This window comes from Paenibacillus spiritus (assembly GCF_008710135.1).
GTDB classification, from domain to species: Bacteria; Bacillota; Bacilli; order Paenibacillales; family Paenibacillaceae; genus Paenibacillus_AQ; species Paenibacillus_AQ glufosinatiresistens.
The window spans coordinates 135,528-157,265 of sequence record NZ_VYKK01000022.1 but is presented as its reverse complement, the minus strand read 5'-3'; the positions used below and the strand labels follow the sequence as shown (position 1 = coordinate 157,265).

The 21,738-nt window shown below is 57.2% G+C and carries 21 protein-coding genes and 4 tRNA genes; 4 read left to right on the top strand and 21 right to left on the bottom strand.

Annotation, left to right across the window (positions count from 1 at the left end; translation table 11 throughout):
- Positions 1 to 302 precede the first annotated feature (302 nt).
- Complete coding sequence (locus F4V43_RS15635; protein WP_191089606.1) at positions 303 to 1,445, top strand: acyltransferase family protein; 1,143 nt, start codon at positions 303 to 305, stop codon at positions 1,443 to 1,445.
- A gap of 31 nt (positions 1,446 to 1,476) precedes the next feature.
- On the opposite strand, the gene F4V43_RS15630 is transcribed toward F4V43_RS15635, so the two are convergent.
- From F4V43_RS15630 to F4V43_RS15605, 6 genes are all read right to left on the bottom strand, one after another.
- Complete coding sequence (locus F4V43_RS15630) at positions 1,477 to 2,157, bottom strand: hypothetical protein (RefSeq protein WP_223879920.1); 681 nt, start codon at positions 2,155 to 2,157, stop codon at positions 1,477 to 1,479.
- A 164-nt stretch (positions 2,158 to 2,321) separates the two neighbouring features.
- Complete coding sequence (locus F4V43_RS15625) at positions 2,322 to 3,266, bottom strand: ABC transporter ATP-binding protein (RefSeq protein ID WP_150459183.1); 945 nt, start codon at positions 3,264 to 3,266, stop codon at positions 2,322 to 2,324.
- Positions 3,236 to 4,333: an ABC transporter ATP-binding protein gene (locus F4V43_RS15620; RefSeq protein WP_150459182.1), complete on the bottom strand. Its 1,098-nt coding sequence runs from the start codon at positions 4,331 to 4,333 to the stop codon at positions 3,236 to 3,238. Before F4V43_RS15620 ends, F4V43_RS15625 begins: the two co-directional genes overlap by 31 nt.
- A 12-nt stretch (positions 4,334 to 4,345) precedes the next feature.
- The gene (gene opp3C, locus F4V43_RS15615; protein ID WP_150459181.1) at positions 4,346 to 5,374 is read right to left on the bottom strand and encodes an oligopeptide ABC transporter permease; all 1,029 of its coding nucleotides are present in this window, start codon (positions 5,372 to 5,374) and stop codon (positions 4,346 to 4,348) included.
- Positions 5,367 to 6,308, bottom strand: coding sequence for an ABC transporter permease (locus F4V43_RS15610; RefSeq protein WP_150459180.1), 942 nt, complete (start codon positions 6,306 to 6,308; stop codon positions 5,367 to 5,369). The genes opp3C and F4V43_RS15610 overlap by 8 nt, the downstream gene beginning before the upstream one ends.
- Before the next feature lie 139 nt (positions 6,309 to 6,447).
- Positions 6,448 to 8,124 carry a peptide ABC transporter substrate-binding protein gene (locus tag F4V43_RS15605; protein WP_150459179.1) on the bottom strand — a complete coding sequence of 559 codons (1,677 nt, stop codon included), beginning with the start codon at positions 8,122 to 8,124 and terminating at the stop codon, positions 6,448 to 6,450.
- Positions 8,125 to 8,637: 513 nt separating this feature from the next.
- Here F4V43_RS15605 and F4V43_RS15600 point away from each other — a divergent pair.
- Positions 8,638 to 9,525: a fructose bisphosphate aldolase gene (locus F4V43_RS15600; RefSeq protein WP_150459178.1), complete on the top strand. Its 888-nt coding sequence runs from the start codon at positions 8,638 to 8,640 to the stop codon at positions 9,523 to 9,525.
- A gap of 24 nt (positions 9,526 to 9,549) precedes the next feature.
- On the top strand, positions 9,550 to 9,918 hold the full coding sequence (locus F4V43_RS15595; protein ID WP_150459177.1) for a VOC family protein: 369 nt from the start codon (positions 9,550 to 9,552) through the stop codon (positions 9,916 to 9,918).
- A 55-nt stretch (positions 9,919 to 9,973) separates the two neighbouring features.
- Here F4V43_RS15595 and F4V43_RS15590 read toward each other — a convergent pair.
- From F4V43_RS15590 to nrdR, 5 genes are all read right to left on the bottom strand, one after another.
- A tRNA-Lys gene (locus F4V43_RS15590) sits at positions 9,974 to 10,046 on the bottom strand.
- Positions 10,047 to 10,057: 11 nt separating this feature from the next.
- Positions 10,058 to 10,133, bottom strand: a tRNA-Ala gene (locus tag F4V43_RS15585).
- A 150-nt stretch (positions 10,134 to 10,283) separates the two neighbouring features.
- A tRNA-Lys gene (locus F4V43_RS15580) sits at positions 10,284 to 10,356 on the bottom strand.
- 11 nt (positions 10,357 to 10,367) lie between these two features.
- A tRNA-Ala gene (locus F4V43_RS15575) sits at positions 10,368 to 10,443 on the bottom strand.
- A 136-nt stretch (positions 10,444 to 10,579) separates the two neighbouring features.
- Entirely contained in the window at positions 10,580 to 11,056 is a 477-nt protein-coding gene (gene nrdR, locus F4V43_RS15570; RefSeq protein ID WP_150459176.1) for a transcriptional regulator NrdR, read from the bottom strand.
- Between the two features lie 101 nt (positions 11,057 to 11,157).
- Between nrdR and F4V43_RS15565 the strand changes: the two genes are divergently transcribed.
- The gene (locus F4V43_RS15565) at positions 11,158 to 11,388 is read left to right on the top strand and encodes an alpha/beta-type small acid-soluble spore protein (RefSeq protein WP_150459175.1); all 231 of its coding nucleotides are present in this window, start codon (positions 11,158 to 11,160) and stop codon (positions 11,386 to 11,388) included.
- Positions 11,389 to 11,470: 82 nt separating this feature from the next.
- Here the strand turns inward: F4V43_RS15565 and F4V43_RS15560 are convergent, their stop codons facing one another.
- From F4V43_RS15560 to pnpS, 10 genes are all read right to left on the bottom strand, one after another.
- The gene (locus F4V43_RS15560; RefSeq protein ID WP_150459174.1) at positions 11,471 to 12,034 is read right to left on the bottom strand and encodes a lytic transglycosylase domain-containing protein; all 564 of its coding nucleotides are present in this window, start codon (positions 12,032 to 12,034) and stop codon (positions 11,471 to 11,473) included.
- Entirely contained in the window at positions 12,031 to 12,627 is a 597-nt protein-coding gene (gene coaE / locus F4V43_RS15555) for a dephospho-CoA kinase (protein ID WP_150459173.1), read from the bottom strand. The genes F4V43_RS15560 and coaE overlap by 4 nt, the downstream gene beginning before the upstream one ends.
- A 23-nt stretch (positions 12,628 to 12,650) precedes the next feature.
- Complete coding sequence (locus tag F4V43_RS15550) at positions 12,651 to 13,373, bottom strand: manganese efflux pump (RefSeq protein WP_150459172.1); 723 nt, start codon at positions 13,371 to 13,373, stop codon at positions 12,651 to 12,653.
- A gap of 158 nt (positions 13,374 to 13,531) precedes the next feature.
- Complete coding sequence (gene mutM, locus F4V43_RS15545; protein ID WP_150459171.1) at positions 13,532 to 14,365, bottom strand: DNA-formamidopyrimidine glycosylase; 834 nt, start codon at positions 14,363 to 14,365, stop codon at positions 13,532 to 13,534.
- 53 nt (positions 14,366 to 14,418) lie between these two features.
- Positions 14,419 to 17,082, bottom strand: coding sequence for a DNA polymerase I (polA, locus tag F4V43_RS15540; RefSeq protein ID WP_150459170.1), 2,664 nt, complete (start codon positions 17,080 to 17,082; stop codon positions 14,419 to 14,421).
- Between the two features lie 156 nt (positions 17,083 to 17,238).
- A complete protein-coding gene (gene phoU, locus F4V43_RS15535; RefSeq protein WP_150459169.1) occupies positions 17,239 to 17,898 on the bottom strand; it encodes a phosphate signaling complex protein PhoU in 660 nt (219 codons plus the stop codon).
- 25 nt (positions 17,899 to 17,923) lie between these two features.
- Complete coding sequence (pstB, locus tag F4V43_RS15530; RefSeq protein WP_150459168.1) at positions 17,924 to 18,679, bottom strand: phosphate ABC transporter ATP-binding protein PstB; 756 nt, start codon at positions 18,677 to 18,679, stop codon at positions 17,924 to 17,926.
- 77 nt (positions 18,680 to 18,756) lie between these two features.
- A complete protein-coding gene (locus tag F4V43_RS20005; RefSeq protein WP_263406135.1) occupies positions 18,757 to 18,879 on the bottom strand; it encodes a hypothetical protein in 123 nt (40 codons plus the stop codon).
- 18 nt (positions 18,880 to 18,897) lie between these two features.
- Positions 18,898 to 19,632 (bottom strand): response regulator transcription factor, encoded by a 735-nt coding sequence (locus F4V43_RS15525; RefSeq protein ID WP_150459167.1) that lies wholly within the window; start codon positions 19,630 to 19,632, stop codon positions 18,898 to 18,900.
- Between the two features lie 89 nt (positions 19,633 to 19,721).
- The gene (gene pnpS, locus F4V43_RS15520; RefSeq protein WP_150459166.1) at positions 19,722 to 21,515 is read right to left on the bottom strand and encodes a two-component system histidine kinase PnpS; all 1,794 of its coding nucleotides are present in this window, start codon (positions 21,513 to 21,515) and stop codon (positions 19,722 to 19,724) included.
- Between the last annotated feature and the right edge of the window lie 223 nt (positions 21,516 to 21,738).

Below are 21,738 nucleotides of genomic sequence, written 5' to 3'. Positions count from 1 at the left end.
GCCTATCACCTTGGATCAGGTGATGTCTCTATCATAACGGATTGCTGCGCTTGAGGAAACCTTGCTGACGCCGGATTACGGGCGGTTATTCCCCGTATCCCCGCGAAACGGAAAAAGACCCCGGAACAATCGGATTATTTCTGCCGATTTGGGCCTTTTGCTGCCAAATGGATAAAAAAGCGTTTTCTTGGGACCTGATGCTAAAATAATTTACTTTTTTTGTATTTCGGGTATTGTCAGTAAGCGTTCTCATCCGCTATCATCCTAGCTAAGTATCCTAATAATAGCAAGGAGTGATGAAATTGAGGCGTCTCCACCAGCTCGACTCTGTTCGAGGACTGGCCTCCCTGTCGGTACTGCTCCATCACCTTTGGCTCTCCGCCCCGCTGCTTCCGCTTCTGTTCGTCTACTCTCCCGTCCGGATCGCCCTTGGCGGCCATCAGGCAGTTCTGTTCTTCTTCATTCTGAGCGGATTCGTGCTGGCTCTGCCTTTTCTTGCAGACCAAGGCCCTTCCTATCTGTCCTATCTGCTCAAACGGGTATGCCGAATTTACATCCCCTATGTAATCTCACTGACGGTTGCCCTTCTTCTTGCCTACCGCCTGTCCGGCCATTCGCCGGCATTCAACGGCTCGTTCTTCCAGGCCTTCTGGCAGAGCGGCTTCGCCCCCGGACTTATCCTGGAACACCTCTCGCTGGTTGCCGACTTCAACACCTATGCCTACAACACCGTCTTCTGGTCACTGGTTCATGAAATGCGGATTTCGCTGATCTTCCCGCTGCTCATGCTGACTGTTGCCCGCCGCAGAATCGGATTCAATCTGCTGCTCTGTCTGGTGCTTGCCTTTCTTGGAAGCTTGGGCGATCTGCTGCCGCTCGGAACGGGCCAAGGCTATCACACCTCGTATTCCGACACCGTGTACTTCGCTTCCTTCTTTATTATCGGCGCTCTCGCCGCCAAACATCGTTCCCTGCTGATCGCTCTGTATCTCGGAGTAACGACCCGGACCCGCTGGCTGGCCTTCGGCGCGGCGGTGCTGCTGTACGGCTACTCCAAGTATGGCGCGGACAAGCTGGGCGGACCGGCCGGACGCCTGCTGGAAGATGGCGGCACCACTCTGGCCATCCTGGTCTTCCTGGTCATGGCGCTGACTTCGGAGAAGACCATTCGCGTACTGAACGGCAGCGTCCTCTCTTTCCTGGGCAGAATCTCCTACAGCCTCTACCTGTATCACTTCATTCTGATTCTCACGCTGGCTTATGCGCTTCGCGAGCCGCTGCCCGGACCGCTCTATGCCCTGATTGCCGTTCTCGGCAGTATTGCGCTGGCTGCCGCGGCGTATTACACCATCGAAATCCCGTCTATCCGTCTCGGGCGAATGGTCGGACGGCGCCTGACCCGCGCCGAGGGCGGCGAAACGCCGCCGCTGCGCCGCGCGGGATAAGCCGGGCCGCAAGTCCGAAGGCTCTCCGGGACTATTCCAGACCGTGTTCACGCCGGATGCTGTACATCCCCTGGATGAGCAGCTCCGACGGGTCGCGATTCAGCTGAAGATGGGTAAGAAGCAGATGGAGCGGGAAAGCGCAGACGTTGTTTCCCTCGGTGATCGACGGGAATCCGGCTTCGAAGACCGGGCCGTACTCCTCATTCAGCGCCAGTCCCGCATGGATCGGCTCCGGGGCGAACTCGTCGCGGATGGATTCCAGCAGTTGAGGAACCAGCACCTTGTCGATAACCGCCTTGGCCTCTTCTTCGCCCGACGGCGGTTCCGGAAGCTCCTTGCCTCCTTCGGTCTTCATCAGTTCGTAGAAGAAAGAAGCCATCCAGCCTGCCGGGTCGTTCCCGGACTGGAAGCGATTGACCAGCTCGCGCAGGAAATAACCGCAGGCATACCGGTCGCCATTCTTGTCGCTGACGCGGAAGATAAAGACCGGACCATAGAAGTCCGAACCGACTACCCGGCCCTCCACATCCTTGAAATGCATGCCCAGGGCAACAAGCCCGTTATGATGAACCGCTTTCACCAGCTCATTGAGCGCTTCCGGATTGCCTTCATTCTCCTGGCCGGCTTCCGGGGCGTTCTCCTGGCTTGTCCCCTCCGGCGTCTCCAGAGTTGTATCTTCCGTTGTATCGTTAGTATTCTTCTCGTTATTCATCATCCAACCTCCCGCCCTCTATCATACCATTCCAAGGCCCAAAGGTTAAACGATCTTTTCCATTGCCAAAAAGAAGAACATCCGCTGCCCGGAAGGCGCGGATGTTCTTCCCGAATGGGTGGGCCGGGATTATTTCCGGCGGACAGCGCCTGCGGCCGGTTCGCTTAGAGGGCGGCCGTCTCTGCCGCAGTCCAGGCTGCCCGTTCCGCATCCGTCGCCAGCACCCTGTGCGTATCCGACAGTATCTGCTGGGTCCCTTTGCTGTAATCAATGCCGCTCGTGCGGTAATCATAGCTCAGGGCCACGCGCTGCTTCTCCTTGATCGGGTTGGCATGCGGGATCGCCGACAGCAGCGATTTCGTATAGGGATGAACCGGATTCTCGAAGATATCCTTGGTTGTGCCGGTCTCTACCATATAGCCAAGGTGCAGGACGCCGATCCGGTCAGAGATGTATTTGACCATTGAGAGATCATGAGCGATGAAGAGATAAGCCGTCTTGGTCTCCTCCTGAATATCCTTCATCAGATTGACGACCTGGGCCTGAATGGATACGTCAAGCGCGCTGATTGCTTCGTCGGCGATAATCAGCTTCGGCTCCATAATAAGCGCCCGGGCAATCCCGATGCGCTGGCGCTGGCCGCCGGAGAACTGGTGCGGATAACGGTTCGCATGCTCGCGCGAGAGCCCGACTTTATCCAGAATCCGGTGCACCTTCTCCGTCCGTTCCTGCCGGGAACGGTAGAGCTTGTGGATATCCAGCCCTTGGGCGATGATATCAATCACTTTTTTGCGGGGATTGAGACATGCCATCGGGTCCTGAAAAATCATCTGTACCTTCGTCCGCAGCAGATTCTGCTCCTTCGCATTCAGCTTGCCGGAGATTTCGACTCCGTCCAGAATGACACGGCCCGACGTCGGCTCGTACAGGCGGATAATGGAGCGGCCGATCGTGGACTTGCCTGATCCGGACTCGCCCACGAGACCGTAGGTCTCGCCTTCTCCAATTTCAAAGGATACTCCGTTGACGGCATGCACGGTATACTTGGCGCTCAGGCGAAAATGCTGTTTCAGCTCGTCTACCTGCAAGAGAGGGCGTCTGTCTTCCACGGGTCCCCCACCTCCTTCATAACCTTATCCAGCCGGTCCCGCAGCGTCTGCGGCATCTGCACGGCAGGCGCATTCTCATGCAGCAGCCATGTCGCCGCATAATGGGTATCGGATACCCGGAACATCGGCGGCTCCTGTTTGAAATCAATGTTCAGCGCATATACGTTCCGGGGAGCGAAGGCATCCCCCTCTACCTGATGCAGCAGGTTCGGAGGGCTTCCGGGAATGGAGAACAGCTTCTCGCTCTCCGTTTCGATATCCGGCATGGAGGAGAGCAGGCCCCAGGTATACGGGTGGCGCGGGTCATAGAAAATATCGTTCACGCTGCCGCGCTCCACGATTTTGCCAGCATACATGACGGCTACATAATCCGCCACCTTCGCCACTACGCCAAGATCATGCGTAATGTAGATAACGGAGATGCCCGTCTTCTTCTGGATGTCTTTAATCAGCTCCAGAATCTTGGCCTGGATCGTAACATCCAGGGCCGTTGTCGGCTCGTCGCAGATCAGCACCTCGGGATCGCAGGCCAGCATGATGGCGATAACGACCCGCTGCCGCATCCCGCCCGACAGCTGGTGCGGGTAGCTCTTCATCCGCTTCTCCGGATCGGTAATGCCGACGAGCTGCAGCAGCTCCAGCGCCCGCTTGTAGGCTTCCGCCCGGCTCTTCTTGAGATGAATCATCATGCCTTCCATGATCTGGTTGCCTACGGTCATGGTCGGGTTCAGGGACGTCATCGGGTCCTGAAAAACCATGGCAATGCGCTTGCCGTTGATGCGGCTGCGCATGTCTTTTTTGGAGAGCTTCAGCAGATCTTCCGTGACCTGTCTTCCCTCCCGTTCATACCGGAAGGCAATGGTACCCGAATTGATCGTCTGGTTGCCGCTCAGAATGCGCATAATCGCTTTGACGGTAACCGATTTGCCGCTGCCGGACTCGCCGACGATGGCTACCGTCTCGCCTCTGTGCAGATCCAGATCCACGCCCCGGATGGCATTGACCATGCCGTTGCCGGTTCGGAAGGAAATGGACAGATTGCGTATGGATAGTACCGGTTCGCTCATAGGGTTATCCTCCTACATTTCCTTCATCTTGGGATCGAGGGCATCGCGCAGTCCGTCGGCCAGCAGGTTGAAGCTGAGCATCAGCAGAGCCAGCACGACAACCGGGGGCACAATCATGTACGGGTAAATCGTCATCGACTTGAAGCTCTCGCTGATGAGCGATCCGAGTGAGGCCATGGGCTGCGGAATTCCAAGTCCGATAAAGGCCAGGAACGCTTCCGTAAAGATGGCGCTCGGCACCGAGAACATGGACATAATGATGATCTGGCCGAAGATATTCGGAAGAATGTCGCGGAAGATAATGCCGAAGTTCCGCGCGCCAAGCGTCCGCGAAGCCAGCACGAATTCCTGCTCCTTCAGCTTCAGCATCTGGGCCCGGGCGACCCGGCTCATGCCAATCCACCCTGTGATCATAAGGGCGAGCGTAATCGTAACCAGCCCCGGCTTGAGAACGACAATCAGCAGCGTGACGATAACCAGATTGGGAATACCGCTCAGGATTTCGATGAACCGCTGCATCAGGCTGTCCACCCTTCCGCCGAAGTAGCCGGAGATAAGTCCGTACGTCATGCCGATTATCATGTCGATGGCCACGGCGATCACGGCGATATAGAGCGAGATCCGGGTCCCTTGCCAGGTTCGGGTCCAGAGGTCCCGGCCCAGCGTATCGGTGCCGAAGGTATAGTAGACATCGTCCAGTTTGCGCTTCTCATACAGATTAACGCCCTTGACTTCCCCGTTGAAGATGAAGGTGTTGTCAAAGCCCTCAATCCGCGGAGGCAGACTCTTATGTCGGATATTCATGGATTTGTACGTATGATCGCTCATCATCGGTCCGATTATGGCCAGTGCGGCAATCAGAATAATCATAATCAGCCCGAAGACCGCTCCCTTGTTGGCCCGAAAACGGACGAGGGCGTCCTTCCAGTACGATTGACTGGAGTAATTGCGGTCGATCCGGGCGCGCAGACTGTTATCCGCCAGATGGAAATCGCCCTGGTCGAAGCGGTTCAGATCGCTTGCCGGTGTCAGATCAGCCATGGTTCTCCCCCTTTGCCAGCCGGATTCTCGGATCGATGATGCCGTACAGAATATCGACCAGCAGCATAACGAGAATGAACATCAGGCTGTAGACGAAGGTTACCGCAAGAATCACATTATAGTCATTGACCTGGATCGCGGTAACCAGCAGGCTTCCAATGCCGGGGATGGCAAAGATCTGTTCAATGACCAGACTCCCTGTCATCAGACCGACGATCAGCGGGGCCAATACGGTTATAATCGGAATCAGCGCATTGCGGAGCGCATGAACCCAGATCAGACGCCGGCGGGGCACGCCCTTGCTCTCCGACAGCAGCATATATTCGGAGCCGAGCACTTCGATCATCTCCGACCGGGCGAAGCGGGCGACCGTGGCGACGGTGAACATGGCCAGCGCAATGGTCGGCAGTACGGTCGAAACGAAGGGCTTATGGTCGGTATACAGGATCGGGAACCACTTCAGCTTGGAGCCCAGGAAGAAGGATAAGGCCAGCGCAAATACATAGGACGGAAAGCTGACGCCGATGACCGAGATAAAGGTCGTCAGACTGTCAATGAAGCTGTTATGCTTCAGTGCAGCGACGATTCCGAGCACAAGTCCGATCAGCGCGCCGAGTACGACCGCCTGAAAGCCGATTTGCAGGGACACCGGAAGACGGGCTTCCAGCATGGCGGAGATGGGCATGTTCTTCTGGATCACATAGGAGACGCCGAAATCCCCGGTCAGCATATTCTTGATGTAATGAAAAAAACGAATGAATACAGGCTGATCCAAACCGTATTTGGCATCCAGCACCGCCCGCTGCGCGGCCGTAATCTTCTCATCGTTGAACGGAGAACCCGGCATGAACTCCAGCATAAGGAACAGGAACAGCAGAATGACCAGAATGGTTATCACAGCAATGCCAAGCCTTTTCAGCACATAGCTTCTCAAATGATTTCACCTCAAGTCGGGTAGGCTCTAGCGTTCATAGACCGGGACGGAAGAAAGCTTCTCCCGTCCCGAATATGGAATTACAGCAGGGGGCTCCCTGCTGTAATCCGGTTAACAACCCTTTGTGCCGCTAACTTAATCAGCTCTTGTCAGCATGCTTGTAGAAGACGTTGACGCCCACGGAATGGAACTCCAGACCGGTTACGTTCGGCTTGATGAGAACGGCATTCCCCTTCTGGTAGACCGGAAAGATTACAGCCTGATCCATCACGATGCCTTCCGCCTTCTTCAGCGCTTCCCAGCGTTCTTCCGGCTTGGAAGCCAGGTCGCCCTTGCTCGCGCTGTTGATGAGCGCGTCATATTCCGGGTTGGACCAGAAGCCGTAGTTGTTGGGGCTTCCGGTTACCCACATATCCAGATAAGTCATCGGGTCGGCATAGTCCGGGCCCCACCGCGTAAGACCGATCTGATAGTCGCCTTTCTGCATCAGCTCGACACGGTTCTTCTTCGGCTGGGATTTCAGTTCAAAGGTGATGCCGGGAAGCGCCGATTCGATCTCGGACTGAATGAACTGGGCAACCAGCGTAGCCGATTCCGTATCCTCGAACAGCAGCTCGAACTTCAGGGAATCCACGCCAAGCTCCTTCTTCGCCTGCTCCCAATATTTCGCCGCTTCTTCCTTGTTGGTGGTCGGATAAGTTCCCGCCGTTTCGCGGAAGTCCTTCCCGTCCGGTCCGGTGGCAAGCTGGGTCGGAACCGCAAAGTCAGCCGCAATCGATCCGTCCTTCAGGATCTCCTCCACAATGGCCTGCTTGTCGTAAGCAAGCGACAGCGCCTTCCGCAGATTGACGTTCTCCAGTCCCTTGACCTTCATATTCGGAGACAGGTACCAGAGGTATCCGGCAACGATGCTGTGGTATTCCGGGCTGTCCTGGTAGCTGGAAATCTGTTCGCCCGACAGTTGAACATAATCCAGATCGCCGTTCTCGTAAGCCAGGATGGATTGCTGGGTATCCTTGATGACCTGATAGTTCAGTCCATCCAGCTTGATACTGCCGGCGTCGTAATAATCGGTGTTCTTGACGAGGGAGAATGTCGTCCCGCCGACATCCCATTTGTCCATCTTGAACGGTCCGTTGGCCAGCAGATTGTCGGCCGTCAGCGCGTACTCGGTGCCCTTCTCTTTATAGAAGGCTTCGTTGATCGGATAGAAGGGCGGGAATGCCATCAAGGAGTTGAAGAAGGCGACCGGGCGATCCAGTTCCACGACAAGCGTCTTGTCGTCGGTGGCTTTCACGCCGAGTTCATCGATGCCCTTCTTGCCTGCGACGATGTCGTCTGCATTCTTGACGCCGGCCACCCCCATAATGAAGCTGTATTCACTCGCCGTTTCGGGGCTCACCAGCCGCTTCCACGCGAATTCAAAATCATGCGCCGTTACAGGGGTGCCGTTGGACCACTTGGCATCCCGGATGGTGAAGGTAATGGTCTTCCCGTCTGCGCTGACATCAGCCTTCTCGGCCATCGCAAGCTGGGGTACGCCCGCCTCATCGACGGTATACAGGCCTTCAATCGTATCAGCGATCACTTCGAAGGACAGGCCGTCCGTCGCAATGGCCGAGTCCATGGAAGCCAGCTCCACATCCTTGCCAAGGTTCAGAATCTTGCTTCCGGTCGTTTTGGCCGGAGCCGAGCTGGCAGCCGCCGGAGCCGAACCTGAAGGAGCCTTATCCGCTGCATTGTTGCCGGAGTTGCCGCAGCCTGCAAGCAGAACCATTACCATACTGACGGCCAACATGAATTTACCTCTTCTCAAATCCAATCCCCCCTAATTATGTATGTGGATCTGTCTCGCTCTAAGGATTTAACCGATGGTTATTTATTCATCCTTGTGAGCATTATACAAAGCAAGCCAGAATGCGTCAATATACCTTCCACATAAAAGCATAAAAGTTATCGAGATAGGGAGCTTATGACGAATAAATGAAATATATCAGAAAAAAGAGGATAAAGGAGGGCGAACAATGTCTAATTAGTTCACATTTTCCATACTGTCGCGTCATCTCGTTAAGCAATGACGCGTTATTGCGGTGAATCAAAGGGACAAAAAAAGAGGGGCAATGAAAGAGGGGGTGAAGATTTGGCGTTGCGCCGCTTTAGTGTATCACAATTTTATCGGACGGGTTGTGACATTTCTCCCGTCATGCCGTTATGCAGCGGCCAAGTATCCTCACCTCGGTTCTCTGCGGTTTCGGAACGTCCTGTTAAGGGTGCTATAATGTGGAGGGCAACTGCCTCATTATCCGCTGAAAGCGAAAGGAGAAGTGTCATGAACCAAGAACAACGCAATCGGATTCGTTCCGGACAAGGATTTATCGCCGCGCTGGACCAGAGCGGCGGAAGCACCCCCAAGGCGCTGGGGTTGTACGGCATCGCCGCAGACCGGTATTCGAACGAAGATCAAATGTTCGAGCTTGTTCACGAAATGCGGACCCGGATCATCAAGAGTCCGGCCTTCCGGTCCGAGTACATTCTCGGCGCTATTCTGTTCGAGAATACGATGGACCGGAGTATTGACGGCATGCCTACTGCAGATTATTTATGGGAGAAGAAAGGAATTGTGCCCTTCCTGAAAGTGGATCAAGGGCTGGCCGCTCCAAGCGGCGGGGTACAGCTTCTGAAGCCCATTCCCCGCCTGGATGAATTGCTGCAACGGGCAGCGGACAAACGGATCTTCGGCACGAAGATGCGGTCGGTTATCGCCGCGGCTCATCCTGAGGGTATCCGCGAGGTGGTCGAGCAGCAGTTCGAGCTCGGCAGACGAATCGCAGCCGCAGGCCTCGTGCCGATTATCGAACCCGAAGTCGATATTCGTCAGCCCGACAAAGCCGACTCGGAGCGTCTGCTGAAAGCCGAACTTGCCCGCCAGCTCGATGCGCTGGATGAAGGCGTTGAGGTGATGCTGAAGCTCTCCCTTCCCAGCGAGGACAATTATTACCGCGATTTGATGGACAACCCTCATGTTCTGCGCATTGTCGCCCTCTCGGGCGGGTATCCGCAGCAGGAAGCGAACCAGCGCCTGGCACGCAACCACGGCCTGATCGCCAGCTTCTCCCGCGCCCTCTCGGAAGGGTTGGGAGCCGCTCAGACGGATGAAGCCTTCAACGCGGCGCTGGAGCGCTCGATTCAGGCCATCTACGAGGCTTCGATTACCTGAGATGAGAAGGAGCTATCCCCTGATATGAATCTGCAAATGAACTGGATAACGCTGAGAGTGCGCGATCTGGAGTCTTCGTTGGCCTTCTATCACGGTATTCTGGGACTTACGGTTGAACGGCGATTCGAGAGCCGGGGCCGCCGGATCGCCATGCTCGGATCTCCCGGTCAGCCCAAGCTGGAGCTGATCGAGACCGGCTCCGAGGCGGCTCTTCGCCCCGGCAGCGGCATCTCCATCGGATTTGAGACGGAATCCCTGGAGGGCACCATGGAACGGCTCAACGGCTGCGGCGTCCCTGTCTCGCGCGGGCCTATCGCGCCGCGTCCGGACCTGCGTTTCTTCTACGTGCTGGACCCCGACGGTTTTGAAGTGCAGCTTGCCCATCACGGGTAAGCTGCTTTTTGGCAGACAAGCAAAAAAAAACGGCATTGCTGCCGTTTCTTCGCGATGGACTCTCAGGGACTCGAACCCTGGACCAATTGATTAAGAGTCAACTGCTCTACCAACTGAGCTAAGAGTCCATATTCAATTTTGGTGGAGCCAAGGAGGATCGAACTCCTGACCTCATCGCTGCCAGCGATGCGCTCTCCCAGCTGAGCTAAGGCCCCGCAGCGACAATTTCTCAACCGCTCACAAGAAAAGATTATACAGGCTTTCCCCGGTCTTTGCAACACTTTTTTTTTGCGATCATACAAACGACGATAATAACCCCTGACCACACAAAAAGAGAAACGGCATTTCTGCCGTTTCTCTACTGATGGACTCTCAGGGACTCGAACCCTGGACCAATTGATTAAGAGTCAACTGCTCTACCAACTGAGCTAAGAGTCCATATTCGATTATGGTGGAGCCTAGGGGGATCGAACCCCTGACCTCATCGCTGCCAGCGATGCGCTCTCCCAGCTGAGCTAAGGCCCCACAGCGACAATTTCTCAACCGCTCACAAGAAAAGATTATACAGGGTCTTGTACCAAAACGCAACCCTTTTTTTGAGGGGACCGAACAATGCCCGTCCGGTCCCTCCCTACCGCAAGCCGAAAGCGCCAGAAGTCTCCTACAGAGCGTCGGTTTCCTTCGGATTTCGGGACAACAGGCCCTTCAGTTCCTTCATGAACATGTTAATGTCCTTGAACTGACGGTAGACGGATGCGAAGCGGACGTAGGCCACTTCGTCCACGGGGTAGAGCTGTTCCATAACCAGCTCTCCGATCTGCTGGCTGTCGACTTCGGCGACGGCAATGCCGCGCAGCGCTTTTTCCACTTCGGACACAATCATCTCCAGCCGTTCGACGGATACGGGACGCTTCTCGCAGGCGCGGATCAGCCCACGGAGAATTTTGTCCCGGCTGAACTCTTCCCGGCTTCCGTCCTTCTTGATGACAATTAGCGGGGTCTCCTCCACCATCTCGAACGTCGTGAACCTGCGGCTGCAGTTCTCGCACTCCCGCCTGCGGCGGATCGATTTATTCTCATTGGCCGGCCGGGAATCCAGCACCTTCGTATTGGTATGGTCGCAGTAGGGGCATTTCATCGATTCACTTCCTTTCCAAAAAACACCTGATAATATGAACTCATGAACGGGCGGAATGCGGTACATAATACAGTTACCAACCCGATAGGAGGTGAACAGAAATGGCACAGTCGAGCAGTGGAAGCTCCAACTCCAACAACCTGGTTGTACCGAAGTCCAACGCCGCTCTGGAACAACTGAAATTTGAAGTTGCCCAGGAGCTTGGTATCACTCTTTCCCCGGATGGATACCAAGGCAATAAAACTTCCTACGAGAACGGTTCGATCGGAGGTTACATCACGAAGCGTCTTGTAACCATCGCCGAACAACAGCTGGCAGGAAGCTTCAAATAATCTGCCGTTATAAGCTTGCCCGGAAAGGGCCGGTACATTCGAAAGAATGTCCGGCTCTTCTTCCGGTTCCTTCCTCCCGCCTTCAGAAGGTGCCGTAAATCTCCGTATACTGATTATAATAATAAATGACCCGCTGTACATAATGGCGCGTCTCGCCGAAGGGGATGTCCTTGACGGTGTCGAAGCTGCCGTCCCAGGTTCCTTCGTCTATCCAGCTCTGCACCTTGCCGGGACCCGCATTGTATGCAGCGATGACCGCCGTCCGGTTCCCGTCGAACTGCTGCAGCAGCGAGCCGAGATACCAGGCTCCGAGCTCGATGTTGGCGGACGGCTCTTTCTTCAGCCTGTCCATCGAGACATCGGGGAGCTTGGCCTTCTCAAGCGCCCATTTGGCCGTATCCGGCATGAGCTGCATGAGGCCGATAGCGCCTTTTCTCGATTCGCGCCCCGGCTTGTAGTTGGTCTCCACCCGGATAATCGCCGCGACGAGGAACGGATCGACCTGATAGGTGACGCTGTGTCTGCGAATATCATCCTTATAATGAATCGGATAGAACCAGGACATCCAGTTGGTGCTGAGGAAGAGCACCCCGATGAATCCGAGCAGAAGGACAAGCAGCACTCTCTTCTTCACGAGCCACTTCATGACAGGCCCAGCCTGTCCCATAAAAGTCCGACCTGCTCCTCCGCAGCCTCCGTACTCCCGCTGTTGTCAATTACATAGTCGGCCCGAAGCCGTTTCTGCTCAATGTCCATCTGTGCATCCAGACGCTTGACCGCCTGCTCCCGGGTCAATCCGTTCCGGGCCATCAGACGCTCCAGCTGTACCGCTCGCGGCACGTAGACGACCAGAACCGATTTAAACATCGTTTCGAGCCCCGATTCATAAAGCAGCGGAATATCCACAATGACCAATCCGGACGGTTGCTCCGAGTCCAGTCTCTGCATTTGCTCCCGAATCTCCGCCCGGATCGCCGGATGCGTCAGCCCGTTCAGCGTATGCAGAGCCTCCGGGTTCCCGAATACCCGCTCTCCGAGCGCCGCCCGGTTCAGGCTTCCGTCCGGCAGCAGAAGGTCTCTTCCGAAGTGTTCCACGACAGCCGCCAGAACCGGATGTCCGGGAAGCATAACTTCCCGGGCAATGACATCCGCGTCCACCAGCCGGGCGCCGCGGCGCTGCAGAAGGGCGGACACGGTGCTCTTGCCGGAGGCGATTCCGCCGGTTAAGCCCATAATCATGTTGTTCACCTCATAACCAGTACTTACAGCAGCTTAATAATTGCCATGACGATCAATAAAAGGGCCGGCAGCGCGGAAGCGCGCTGCATCCAGGAGGTGCCGGCGAACCGGAGTCCCGTGTTCATGCCCATGACGACAAAAGTGCCGCTGAACAGCGCAATGGTCAGCGAAGTCAGCACCGGCTGAAAGCCGAGCAGCGCCGCGCCCAGACCGGCGCCGAAGGCATCGAGCGAGAGCGCGATGCCGAGCACCATCGCTTCCTTGGCCGATATGGTGCCCGAAGCGTCCATATCGGCCGACGAAGGCGTGCGCAGAATCTGAATCACAATGCCGAGGCGGCGGAGTTCCAGAACGAAGACGGAGCGTCCTTCCGCCTCCGCAGCGGCTTGCGTCTCCGCAGCGGCTTCCGCTTCCGCCTCCGGTCTTGCAGACTTCACCTCGTCCGGCTTTCCCTCCGCTTCCCCGTCATCCCTCTTCTGCATCGCAGTCTGAATGAGCGACCAGCCGCCCATCAATAGCAGAATCACCGCCCCGACTTCGGATGCCGCATGCGGCGAGACAATCCGGGCCAACAGCACTCCGACCTGCATAGACACACAAATGACAATGCCCGAACACAATGAAATAATGACAATCGACAGCAAAGGAATCTTCAGCTTGCGCAAGCCGTATGTAACTCCGACGCCAAAACCGTCCAGACTCAGGGCAAAGGCCAGCAGCAGCAGTGAAAATAAAGGGCTGAGCACCCGCAATCCCCTCCCGTGGAGAGCCGCCGGGCGCCGCGTGTCCGAAGGAACGCGCGGGATGCTTAGCGGCAGCCGTGATAAAACCTCTTCCACAGTATATGGGCGCTCTCAGCAGGGGGTGCCAGCCGGAATGAAAAGAACGAAAACGCGTGTACCCGTTAAGGGGTCAGCCGCTGGCAGTTCGGGCAAAAGTGCGTTCCCCGCCCGCCGACCCGGCTCTTCTCGACAGGGCTGCCGCATGTATAGCAGACCCCGTCCTTGCGGCCGTAAATGAGCAGCTTCTGCTGGAAGGTGCCGCTCTCGCCTTGACCGTTGACATAGGACTTCACGGAGGAGCCTCCGGCTTCGACCGCTTCGCTCAGCGTGTCCACAATGGCCCGGTGCAGCCGCTCCGCCTGCTCCGCAGTCAGCGCCCCCGCGCTGGTCTCCGGATGAATGCCGGCCCGGTGCAGGGACTCATCCACATAAATATTGCCGATGCCGACGACATATGCCTGATTGAGCAGCAGCGGCTTGATCTTCGTCGGCTTGCCGGCAAGCAATGTCCGGAACCGTTCCGGCGTGAAAGCGGGGTCCAGCGGCTCCAGCCCCAGCTTGTTCAGCGGCGGCAGCTCCAGGTCTTCCCCTTCGGCGAACAGATCCATCGTGCCGAACTGGCGGACGTCGGTATAACGCAGCTCCGTCCCGTCGGTAAAGTGAAAAATGACATGGCTGTGCTTGTTCAGCGGATCTTCCGGCCGGTACATGCCGTACCGGCCTTCCATCCTGAGATGCGACACGAGCACGAGCCCGTCCAGCAGGAAACGCAGAAATTTGCCGCGGCGTTCCACGGCTTGTATCGTATGGCCTTTCAGCATCAGCCGAAAAGCCTCTATATCGTCCGGCCGCCGGATAATGCGCGGCAGGCGGACGGTGACATCGGACAGGGTCTTGCCTTGCACCAAGGCGTTCAGGGTTCTCTTGACGGTCTCTACTTCCGGCAATTCCGGCATGATGTCTTCACCTCATGTCCCATTATACCGGATATGTCCCGGCGGCGGGACCCCTATTTGGCCTCGTACCAGTTACTTCCATAGCTGACTTCCGCCTTAAGCGGCACCGACAGCTTCAGCGCTCCCTCCATAACTTCCGGAACGAGCGACTTCATCTGCTCCAGCTCATCCGGCGGAACTTCAAATACCAGTTCGTCATGCACCTGCAGGAGCATGCGGCTCTTGAGTCCGCGTCCGGCCAGCTCCCGGTCCATCTCCACCATCGCCAGCTTGATGATATCGGCGGCCGTTCCCTGTATCGGCGTATTCATCGCCGTCCGCTCGGCGAACGAGCGCAGATTGAAATTGCTCGCATTGATATCCGGCAGGTAGCGGCGCCGGCCCAGCAGCGTCGTCACATAACCGGCCTTCCGGGCCTCAAGGACAATCTCATCCATATAGCGGCGTACGCCCTGGAAGATCCCGAAATACTGGTCGATGAACTGGGCGGCTTCTTTGCGGGTAATGCCCAGGTTCTGCGACAGACCGTAATCGCTGATGCCGTAGACAATGCCAAAGTTGACCGCTTTGGCCGAACGGCGCATATTTGAATCCACCGCTTCCGCCGGCACGCCAAACACATCGGAGGCCGTCTTCGTATGAATATCCATATCAAGCACAAAAGCTTCCTTCAGCCGCTCATCGTCGGAAATATGCGCGAGCACCCGCAGCTCGATCTGGGAATAGTCGGCGGCCAGGATCGACCAGCCCGGTTCCGACGGAACGAACATTTTGCGGATTTTGCGGCCTTCCTCCAGCCGGATCGGAATATTCTGAAGGTTCGGGAACTGGCTGCTCAGACGGCCGGTAGCGGCAATCGTCTGCCGGTAGTACGTATGGACTTTGCCGTCTTCCGGCGAAATTTCCTTAAGCAAACCTTCAATATAAGTAGATTGCAGCTTCGCTATTGTCCGGTACTGGAGAATAAGCTGTACGATTTCATGATAGGGGGCCAGCTTCTCCAGCACTTCGGCATCGGTGGAGTAGCCGGTCTTTGTCTTCTTGACGACAGGAAGGCCCAGCTTGACGAACAGAATCTCGCCGAGCTGCTTCGTTGAGTTGAGATTGAATTCCGTGCCCGCAATGGCATAGATCTTCTCCGCCAGTCCGGCGATCTGGGATTCAAATTCCTTGCCCAGTTCCCGGAGGTCTCCGGTGCTCGCAACGATGCCCTGCTTCTCCATATCCGCGAGAATCCGGGAGAGGGGCATCTCCAGATCATGGAACAGGCCGCTCATTGACGTATCGGCCAACTCCCGCTCCTGCTTGGCAGCAACGCCGAGCAGCGCCGCGCTCTTCCCGGCGACATGGGCGCCCAGCTTCGCAAGCTCCGGCAGCCGATACTTCGCCCCCTTGCCCAGCACCTCTTCGTCCGGGGCAAGCCGCGGCAGGCCGTATTTGGCGACAAGATCGCTCAGACTCTGATTGGCTTCGGTCGGGTCCAGCAAATAGGCGGCCAGCTGCGTGTCGTGATAGGCCCCGGCAAAAGCGATGCCCTTCCAGTGCAGCGCCAGGTCCGCCCGGTGCAGATCGTAGCCGGTCTTCCGAATGCCCGGGTCGCCCAGCCATTCCAGCAGCGGAGCCGCCGCCTCCTGCTTCAGCAGCTCGAAGGGAACATAGTAGTGACGCCCGGAGGTGGAGAGCGCAAGACCGATCACTTCGGCCCGGTGCGGATTCTCTCCGTACGTCTCGACATGCAGCGCTTGCACGTCCGGCAGCGCTGCGGCGACTTCAGGCAGCTTCGCCTCATCCGTAATCACAATCTCCAGCTCGGGGGCCGGGGGCCGTTCCGCCGCTTCTTCGCCTCCGGCCGAACTGCCGCTCAGGTTCAGACGCTCCAGCAGGGAACGGAACTCCAGCTTCGCCAGCGCCGGTCCCGCCGTATCCGGGTTCAGTCCGGGGAAGGCCATCTCTTCCCAGGTGTGGGCCAGCGGCACTTCGCGGTAAATGGTCGCCAGCTTCTTGCTCATCCGGGCATCCTCTGCGTGGGTCTCGATCCGTTCCTTCATCTTGCCCTTGAGGCTCTCTACGCCTTCCAGCACACCTTCGACGCTTCCGAATTCATGCAGCAGCTTGAGCGCCGTCTTCTCGCCGACGCCCGGCACGCCCGGAATATTGTCGCTCGCGTCGCCCATCAGTCCTTTAAGATCGGTAATCTGCTCCGGAGTCAGTCCGTATTTCTCCCGGATCTGCTCCGGTCCGTACAGCTCGATCTCGGTGACGCCCTTGCGCACCAGCGCGATAGTCGTATGCGCCGAGGCGAGCTGGAGCATGTCCTTGTCCCCGGAGACGATCATGACGGAACGGCCGGCTTCGTCCGCCTGGCGGGAGACGGTGCCGATAATATCGTCCGCTTCGTACGTCTCCAGTTCAAACTGCGGGACGCCGAGCCCGCGCAGCAGCTCTTTGAGCAGCGGGAACTGTTCCGACAGTTCCGGCGGCGTCTTTTGGCGGCCGCCCTTGTAGTCCTGGTAGCCCTCGTGCCGGAAGGTCGTCTTCCCCGCGTCGAATGCAACGATCATATGGGTGGGCTTATGCTCTTCAATGAGCCGGAGCAGCATGGTGGTGAACCCGTACACGGCGTTCGTCTGCTGTCCGGCGGCATTCGTCAGCGGGGGCATCGCGAAGAACGCGCGGTAAATGATGTTGTTGCCATCTATAAGAATCAGTTTGTCCAAGAATAGCACCTCGCCTCAAGAATTGCTTGCCTGTACCTTGCCTACAGCTTGCCTCCATCTTACCATAGGCCGGTCAAAAAAAAGAAGGAAAGTGCCGGACGCCCCAGCGTCCGTTCGCTTTCCTTCTCTTGATGGGCCGTAAGAACCCGCTAGATTCTACGCGTTCAGGTCCGGCCGCTTGCCGGTAACCAGGTAGACCACGCTCTCGCCAATATTGGTTGCGTGGTCGGCGATCCGCTCGATATACCGGCCAACCAGGGTCAGCAGCATCGCCTGGGCGACGGTCTCCGGCTTCTCCACCATGTAGCCGTACAGCTCATTGATCATCTCGCTGTAGAGATGGTCGACCTGGTCGTCGTCCTGGGCCATTTTGCAGGCAAGGTCGGTATTCTCATCGAGGTAGGCCGTGATCGCTTCATCCGTCATGACCCGAACCAGTTCCGCCATCCGCGGGATGTCCACCAGCGGCTTGATGAGCGGCTGGTCCTGGAGACGAAGCGTGACCTTGGCCACATCCAGCGCCAGATCGCCCATCCGTTCCAGATCGCTGGAAATTTTGAAGGCTACGATAATGCGGCGGAGATCCTTCGCGACGGGCTGCTGGGTGACGATGAGCCGCGAACCGATGTCCATGATCTTCTCTTCCATCGCATTCAGCCTGGCATCGGCCTGCACGATCTCCTGGGCTTTGGCGGCGTCCTGCTGCTGCAGCGAACGGACGGCACCGTCCAGGGCGTCCGTCACATGCTCGCCCATCTGCCGAAGCAGAAGGCGAAGCTCTTCCAAGTCTTTGTCGAATTCTTTTCTGCGAATCATTTCTGGAAATGCTCCTCCTTTGATATCAACCGAACCGGCCGGAAATATAGTCTTCGGTGCGGGAATCCCGCGGATTCGAGAACAGCCGGTCCGTATCCTCCGCCTCAACGATAACGCCGTTCAGGAAGAAGACGGTACGGTCGGAAATCCGGGCGGCCTGATGCATGTTATGGGTGACCATGACGATCGTGTAGCTGCCTTTGAGCTCCTGCACCAGCTCTTCAATCTTCTGGGTAGAGACCGGATCAAGGGCCGAGGTCGCTTCGTCCATCAGCAGAATGTCGGGCTGCACCGCAAGCGCCCGGGCAATGCACAGCCGCTGCTGCTGGCCGCCGGAGAGGCTCAGCGCCGATTTGCGCAGGAAATCCTTCACCTCGTCCCACAGGGCGGCCTGGCGCAGACTCTGCTCCACCAGCTGATCCAGCTCGCCCTTGGACGGCTTGCCGTGCAGGCGCGGACCATAAGCCACGTTGTCATAGATGGACTTCGGGAACGGGTTGGGCTGCTGGAACACCATGCCTACCGTCTTGCGAAGCGACTCCACTTCGACGCTGCCGTCATAGATATCGCTGCCGCCGATGGCTACCTTCCCCTCGATGCGGGTACCGGGAATCATATCGTTCATCCGGTTGAGCGTGCGCAGCAGCGTCGATTTGCCGCAGCCGGAAGGGCCGATAAAGGCGGTAGCCGCCTTCTCCGGAATCTGCAGATCGACATTCTTCAGCGCATGAAAGGACTCGTAGTAGAGATTCAGTTTCTCTATATCAATGATGGATTTCATGGATTTGGGCTGGCTCCTTCGCTTCTTCTTCGATTCTCATCATACCGGGCCAATGTAAATGCACGTAGGACGAATTGTTAACGCGATGTAAAATCGCCCATCCGGCCGAGCTGGGCCTGAATGTCCAGCGCCCGTTCCGCCGTCCGCTCGATCGGCCCGCGCGAAATTTCCCCGGCCCGCCCGGCTGCCGGCTCCCCCAAATAACAGAAGAACTCCGGTCACTGTCCCAGGACCGGAGTTCTCTTCTTGTTGACAACCAGTTTGTAGCCGACGCCGCGGATAGAGTCGATATGAACCGATTCGGGGTCCAGCTCCAGCTTCTTCCGCAGCGAGCTGACGTGCACGTCCACCGTCCGCTGGCCGCCGATGTAATCGAAGCCCCACACAGCATTCATCAGATCGTCGCGCGTCAGCACTACGCCGGGCTTGCGGGCCAGATACAGCAGCACCTCGAATTCCTTGGGACGCAGATTGATGCTCTGTCCGCCAAGCGAGACCTCGTACCGGTCGGGATAGATCTCCAGCTGTCCGAGAATAATGGACGCCGCCTCGGGATCGTTCGTCCGTGCGGGCTCTTCCGCAATGCCCGAGATACGCCGCAGCACCGCGCTTACCCGCGCCAGCAGCTCCGATACGCCGAACGGCTTCGTGATATAGTCGTCGGCTCCCGACTTCAGCCCGCGGACCACATCGTCTTCGGTATTCTTGGCCGTCAGCACAATGACCGGCGTCCGGACTCCCTGCCCCCGCAGTTTGTCCAGAATGTCGATGCCATTCATGCCCGGCAGCATGAGATCGAGCACAATCAGATCGAAATGCTCTTTCAGCGCCCGGTCGTAGCCCGCCGTTCCATGGTCCTCCAGCACCACCTCGTAGCCTTCCTGCACCAGGTTGTACGACAGCAGCCGACCGAGCGTCGGCTCGTCCTCGATTACAAGCAATCGTTGCGCCATTGTCTTATGCGTACCCCCGTCTTCTTATCGTGGAATGAACAAGCCCATTATATCACCGGAATATTTTCGGAGTGTAAAAATAATCCTTTCTAATCCGATTCCTCCTGCAGCAGCGGCAGCCGGATGATGAACGAAGTCCCGATGCCCAAATCGCTCTCGACCGAAATCGTTCCGTGGTGCAGCTCGACGAGATGCTTGACGATCGACAGTCCAAGTCCGGTTCCGCCCGAGCTGCGGGAGCGGGCTTTGTCTACCCGGTAGAAGCGTTCAAAAATGCGGGGCAGATCCTTCTTCGGAATGCCCATGCCTGTGTCGCTGACCGTGAAGATCACATTCTCTGAACCGTCGGGATTGGAATCCGGCGCGGCTGTCACTTTTACGCTTCCTCCCTCGCCCGTATAGCTGACTGCGTTCGAGAGGAGATTCAGGAAGATCTGCCGCAGCTTGTCTTCGTCCGCCTCCATGAACAGTTCATCCGGAATCTGCGAGTTCAGCCGGATGTTCTTCTTCTCGGCCACTTTGCTCATCGTATCAAACACCGAACCGAAGAAGGTCGCCAGATGCACCGGAGAGCACTCCAGCGGAGAACGCTTGGACTCGATCTTGGAGAGCTCTAGAATATCGCCGATGAGCCGGTTCAGCCGTTCATTCTCATCATGGATAATCTGCAGGAACGAACGCGCCGTCTTCTCGTCCTCGACGCCTCCGAGCAGCGTTTCGGCGAACCCTTTGACCGCCGCGACCGGAGTCTTCAGCTCGTGCGAGACATTGGCGACGAACTCGCTGCGCATCTTCTCGAGACGCCTGATTTCCGTCACCTCTTGCAGCAGGAACAGCATGCCTGTATATTCTCCGTCCTGCGTCATCGGGACCCCGTCCAGTCTCACAATCCGCTCGCCCGGATTATAGAAGCTTCGTTCCTCGTGGAAGACTGCTTGTTCCGAAAGGCCGTTCTCGATCAGCTTCGTCAACCCGTAATGGCGCTTCAGTTCCGTGTACGGCCTTCCGGTCACATCACGCGCCTTCACATCCAGCATCGTCTCCGCCGCCCGGTTCAGCAGCGCGATCGCCCCGTCGGCTTCGATCAGCAGAATGCCGCCGGTCATATTATCCAATACGCTCTGCAGAAGATTCTCATTGTCGCGAATCGTCCGGAGCTGGGTCTGCAGGCTGTCGGCCATTACGTTGATCGCTCCGGCGAGCTGTCCGATCTCATCCTTGCGGCGCAGCGGCACGCGGGCGTCGTAATCCAGGTCGGTAATTCTTCGGGCAACCCGGGTAATCTGCTCCAGCGGCGACGTGAGTCCCAGCGCGACCCGGTAGCTGACCAGCATGGCCGCCACGAACAGCAGCACGAGACCTCCGGCCATAATCCGCCAAGCCTGCTTCAGTCCTTCGTCTATGGCCGCAAGGCCCATCGACAGGCGGATATATCCGTCGAAGACGCCGTCCTTGGAGGCAACCGAGGAAGCGACATACAGCATATCGCGGCCCAGCGTTGCACTGTAGCGAATAGCGCGGCCCGTCCCGTTCTTGGCGGCGCGCAGTTCCTCCTCGCGGTCCGAATGGTTGTCCATCGTATGCGGATCGCGTTCGGAGTCGCCGAGCACCCGGCCGTCCCGGGCGATGAAGGTTACCCGCGAGCCGGTCAGAGCGGCAATGTCCCGCGCCTGCTCCGTATAGTAGGTGTACGCTTCCTCTCCCGCCATGGAGCGGAACGCCATCGTTCCCTTCAGCAGATTAATCTCCCGGGACATATTCTGCTCCAGTGCCTCTACATGGGTGCTCCGGAACAAATGGGCCATCGTCAAGCCCGCGCCTAGCATCGAGATGCCGATCAGGGCGATCATAATCAGAGTCAGACGCATGCGAAAAGGTTTCATATCCAGGCTCCAGCCACACTTTCTTTCGGAAAGTTAGATTTCACGTCCATCGTAGCGGGTTTCGCGGCAAAATGCCAGCAAGCAGCCCAAAATAGAGGGACCTGCAAAGCCCGGCCGGGACAAAAAAAGGACTGACTTCTTGCATTCAGACCCATTAAACGCAGGAAATCTCTTTTCAGCCGATACTTTCATGATATATGATAGATAGAAGGCAATATCCGAT

Coding starts and splice junctions, on each gene's coding strand:
- F4V43_RS15630 (WP_223879920.1), bottom strand. CDS start 2,157: ATGAATAACGAGAAGAATACTAACGATACAACGGAAGATACAACTCTG.
- phoU (WP_150459169.1), bottom strand. CDS start 17,898: ATGATTCGCAGAAAAGAATTCGACAAAGACTTGGAAGAGCTTCGCCTT.
- F4V43_RS15565 (WP_150459175.1), top strand. CDS start 11,158: ATGGCACAGTCGAGCAGTGGAAGCTCCAACTCCAACAACCTGGTTGTA.
- pnpS (WP_150459166.1), bottom strand. CDS start 21,515: ATGAAACCTTTTCGCATGCGTCTGACTCTGATTATGATCGCCCTGATC.
- F4V43_RS15525 (WP_150459167.1), bottom strand. CDS start 19,632: ATGGCGCAACGATTGCTTGTAATCGAGGACGAGCCGACGCTCGGTCGG.
- F4V43_RS15595 (WP_150459177.1), top strand. CDS start 9,550: ATGAATCTGCAAATGAACTGGATAACGCTGAGAGTGCGCGATCTGGAG.
- nrdR (WP_150459176.1), bottom strand. CDS start 11,056: ATGAAATGCCCCTACTGCGACCATACCAATACGAAGGTGCTGGATTCC.
- coaE (WP_150459173.1), bottom strand. CDS start 12,627: ATGATTATGGGCTTAACCGGCGGAATCGCCTCCGGCAAGAGCACCGTG.
- F4V43_RS15620 (WP_150459182.1), bottom strand. CDS start 4,333: ATGAGCGAACCGGTACTATCCATACGCAATCTGTCCATTTCCTTCCGA.
- opp3C (WP_150459181.1), bottom strand. CDS start 5,374: ATGGCTGATCTGACACCGGCAAGCGATCTGAACCGCTTCGACCAGGGC.
- F4V43_RS15560 (WP_150459174.1), bottom strand. CDS start 12,034: ATGAAGTGGCTCGTGAAGAAGAGAGTGCTGCTTGTCCTTCTGCTCGGA.
- F4V43_RS15600 (WP_150459178.1), top strand. CDS start 8,638: ATGAACCAAGAACAACGCAATCGGATTCGTTCCGGACAAGGATTTATC.
- mutM (WP_150459171.1), bottom strand. CDS start 14,365: ATGCCGGAATTGCCGGAAGTAGAGACCGTCAAGAGAACCCTGAACGCC.
- pstB (WP_150459168.1), bottom strand. CDS start 18,679: ATGAAATCCATCATTGATATAGAGAAACTGAATCTCTACTACGAGTCC.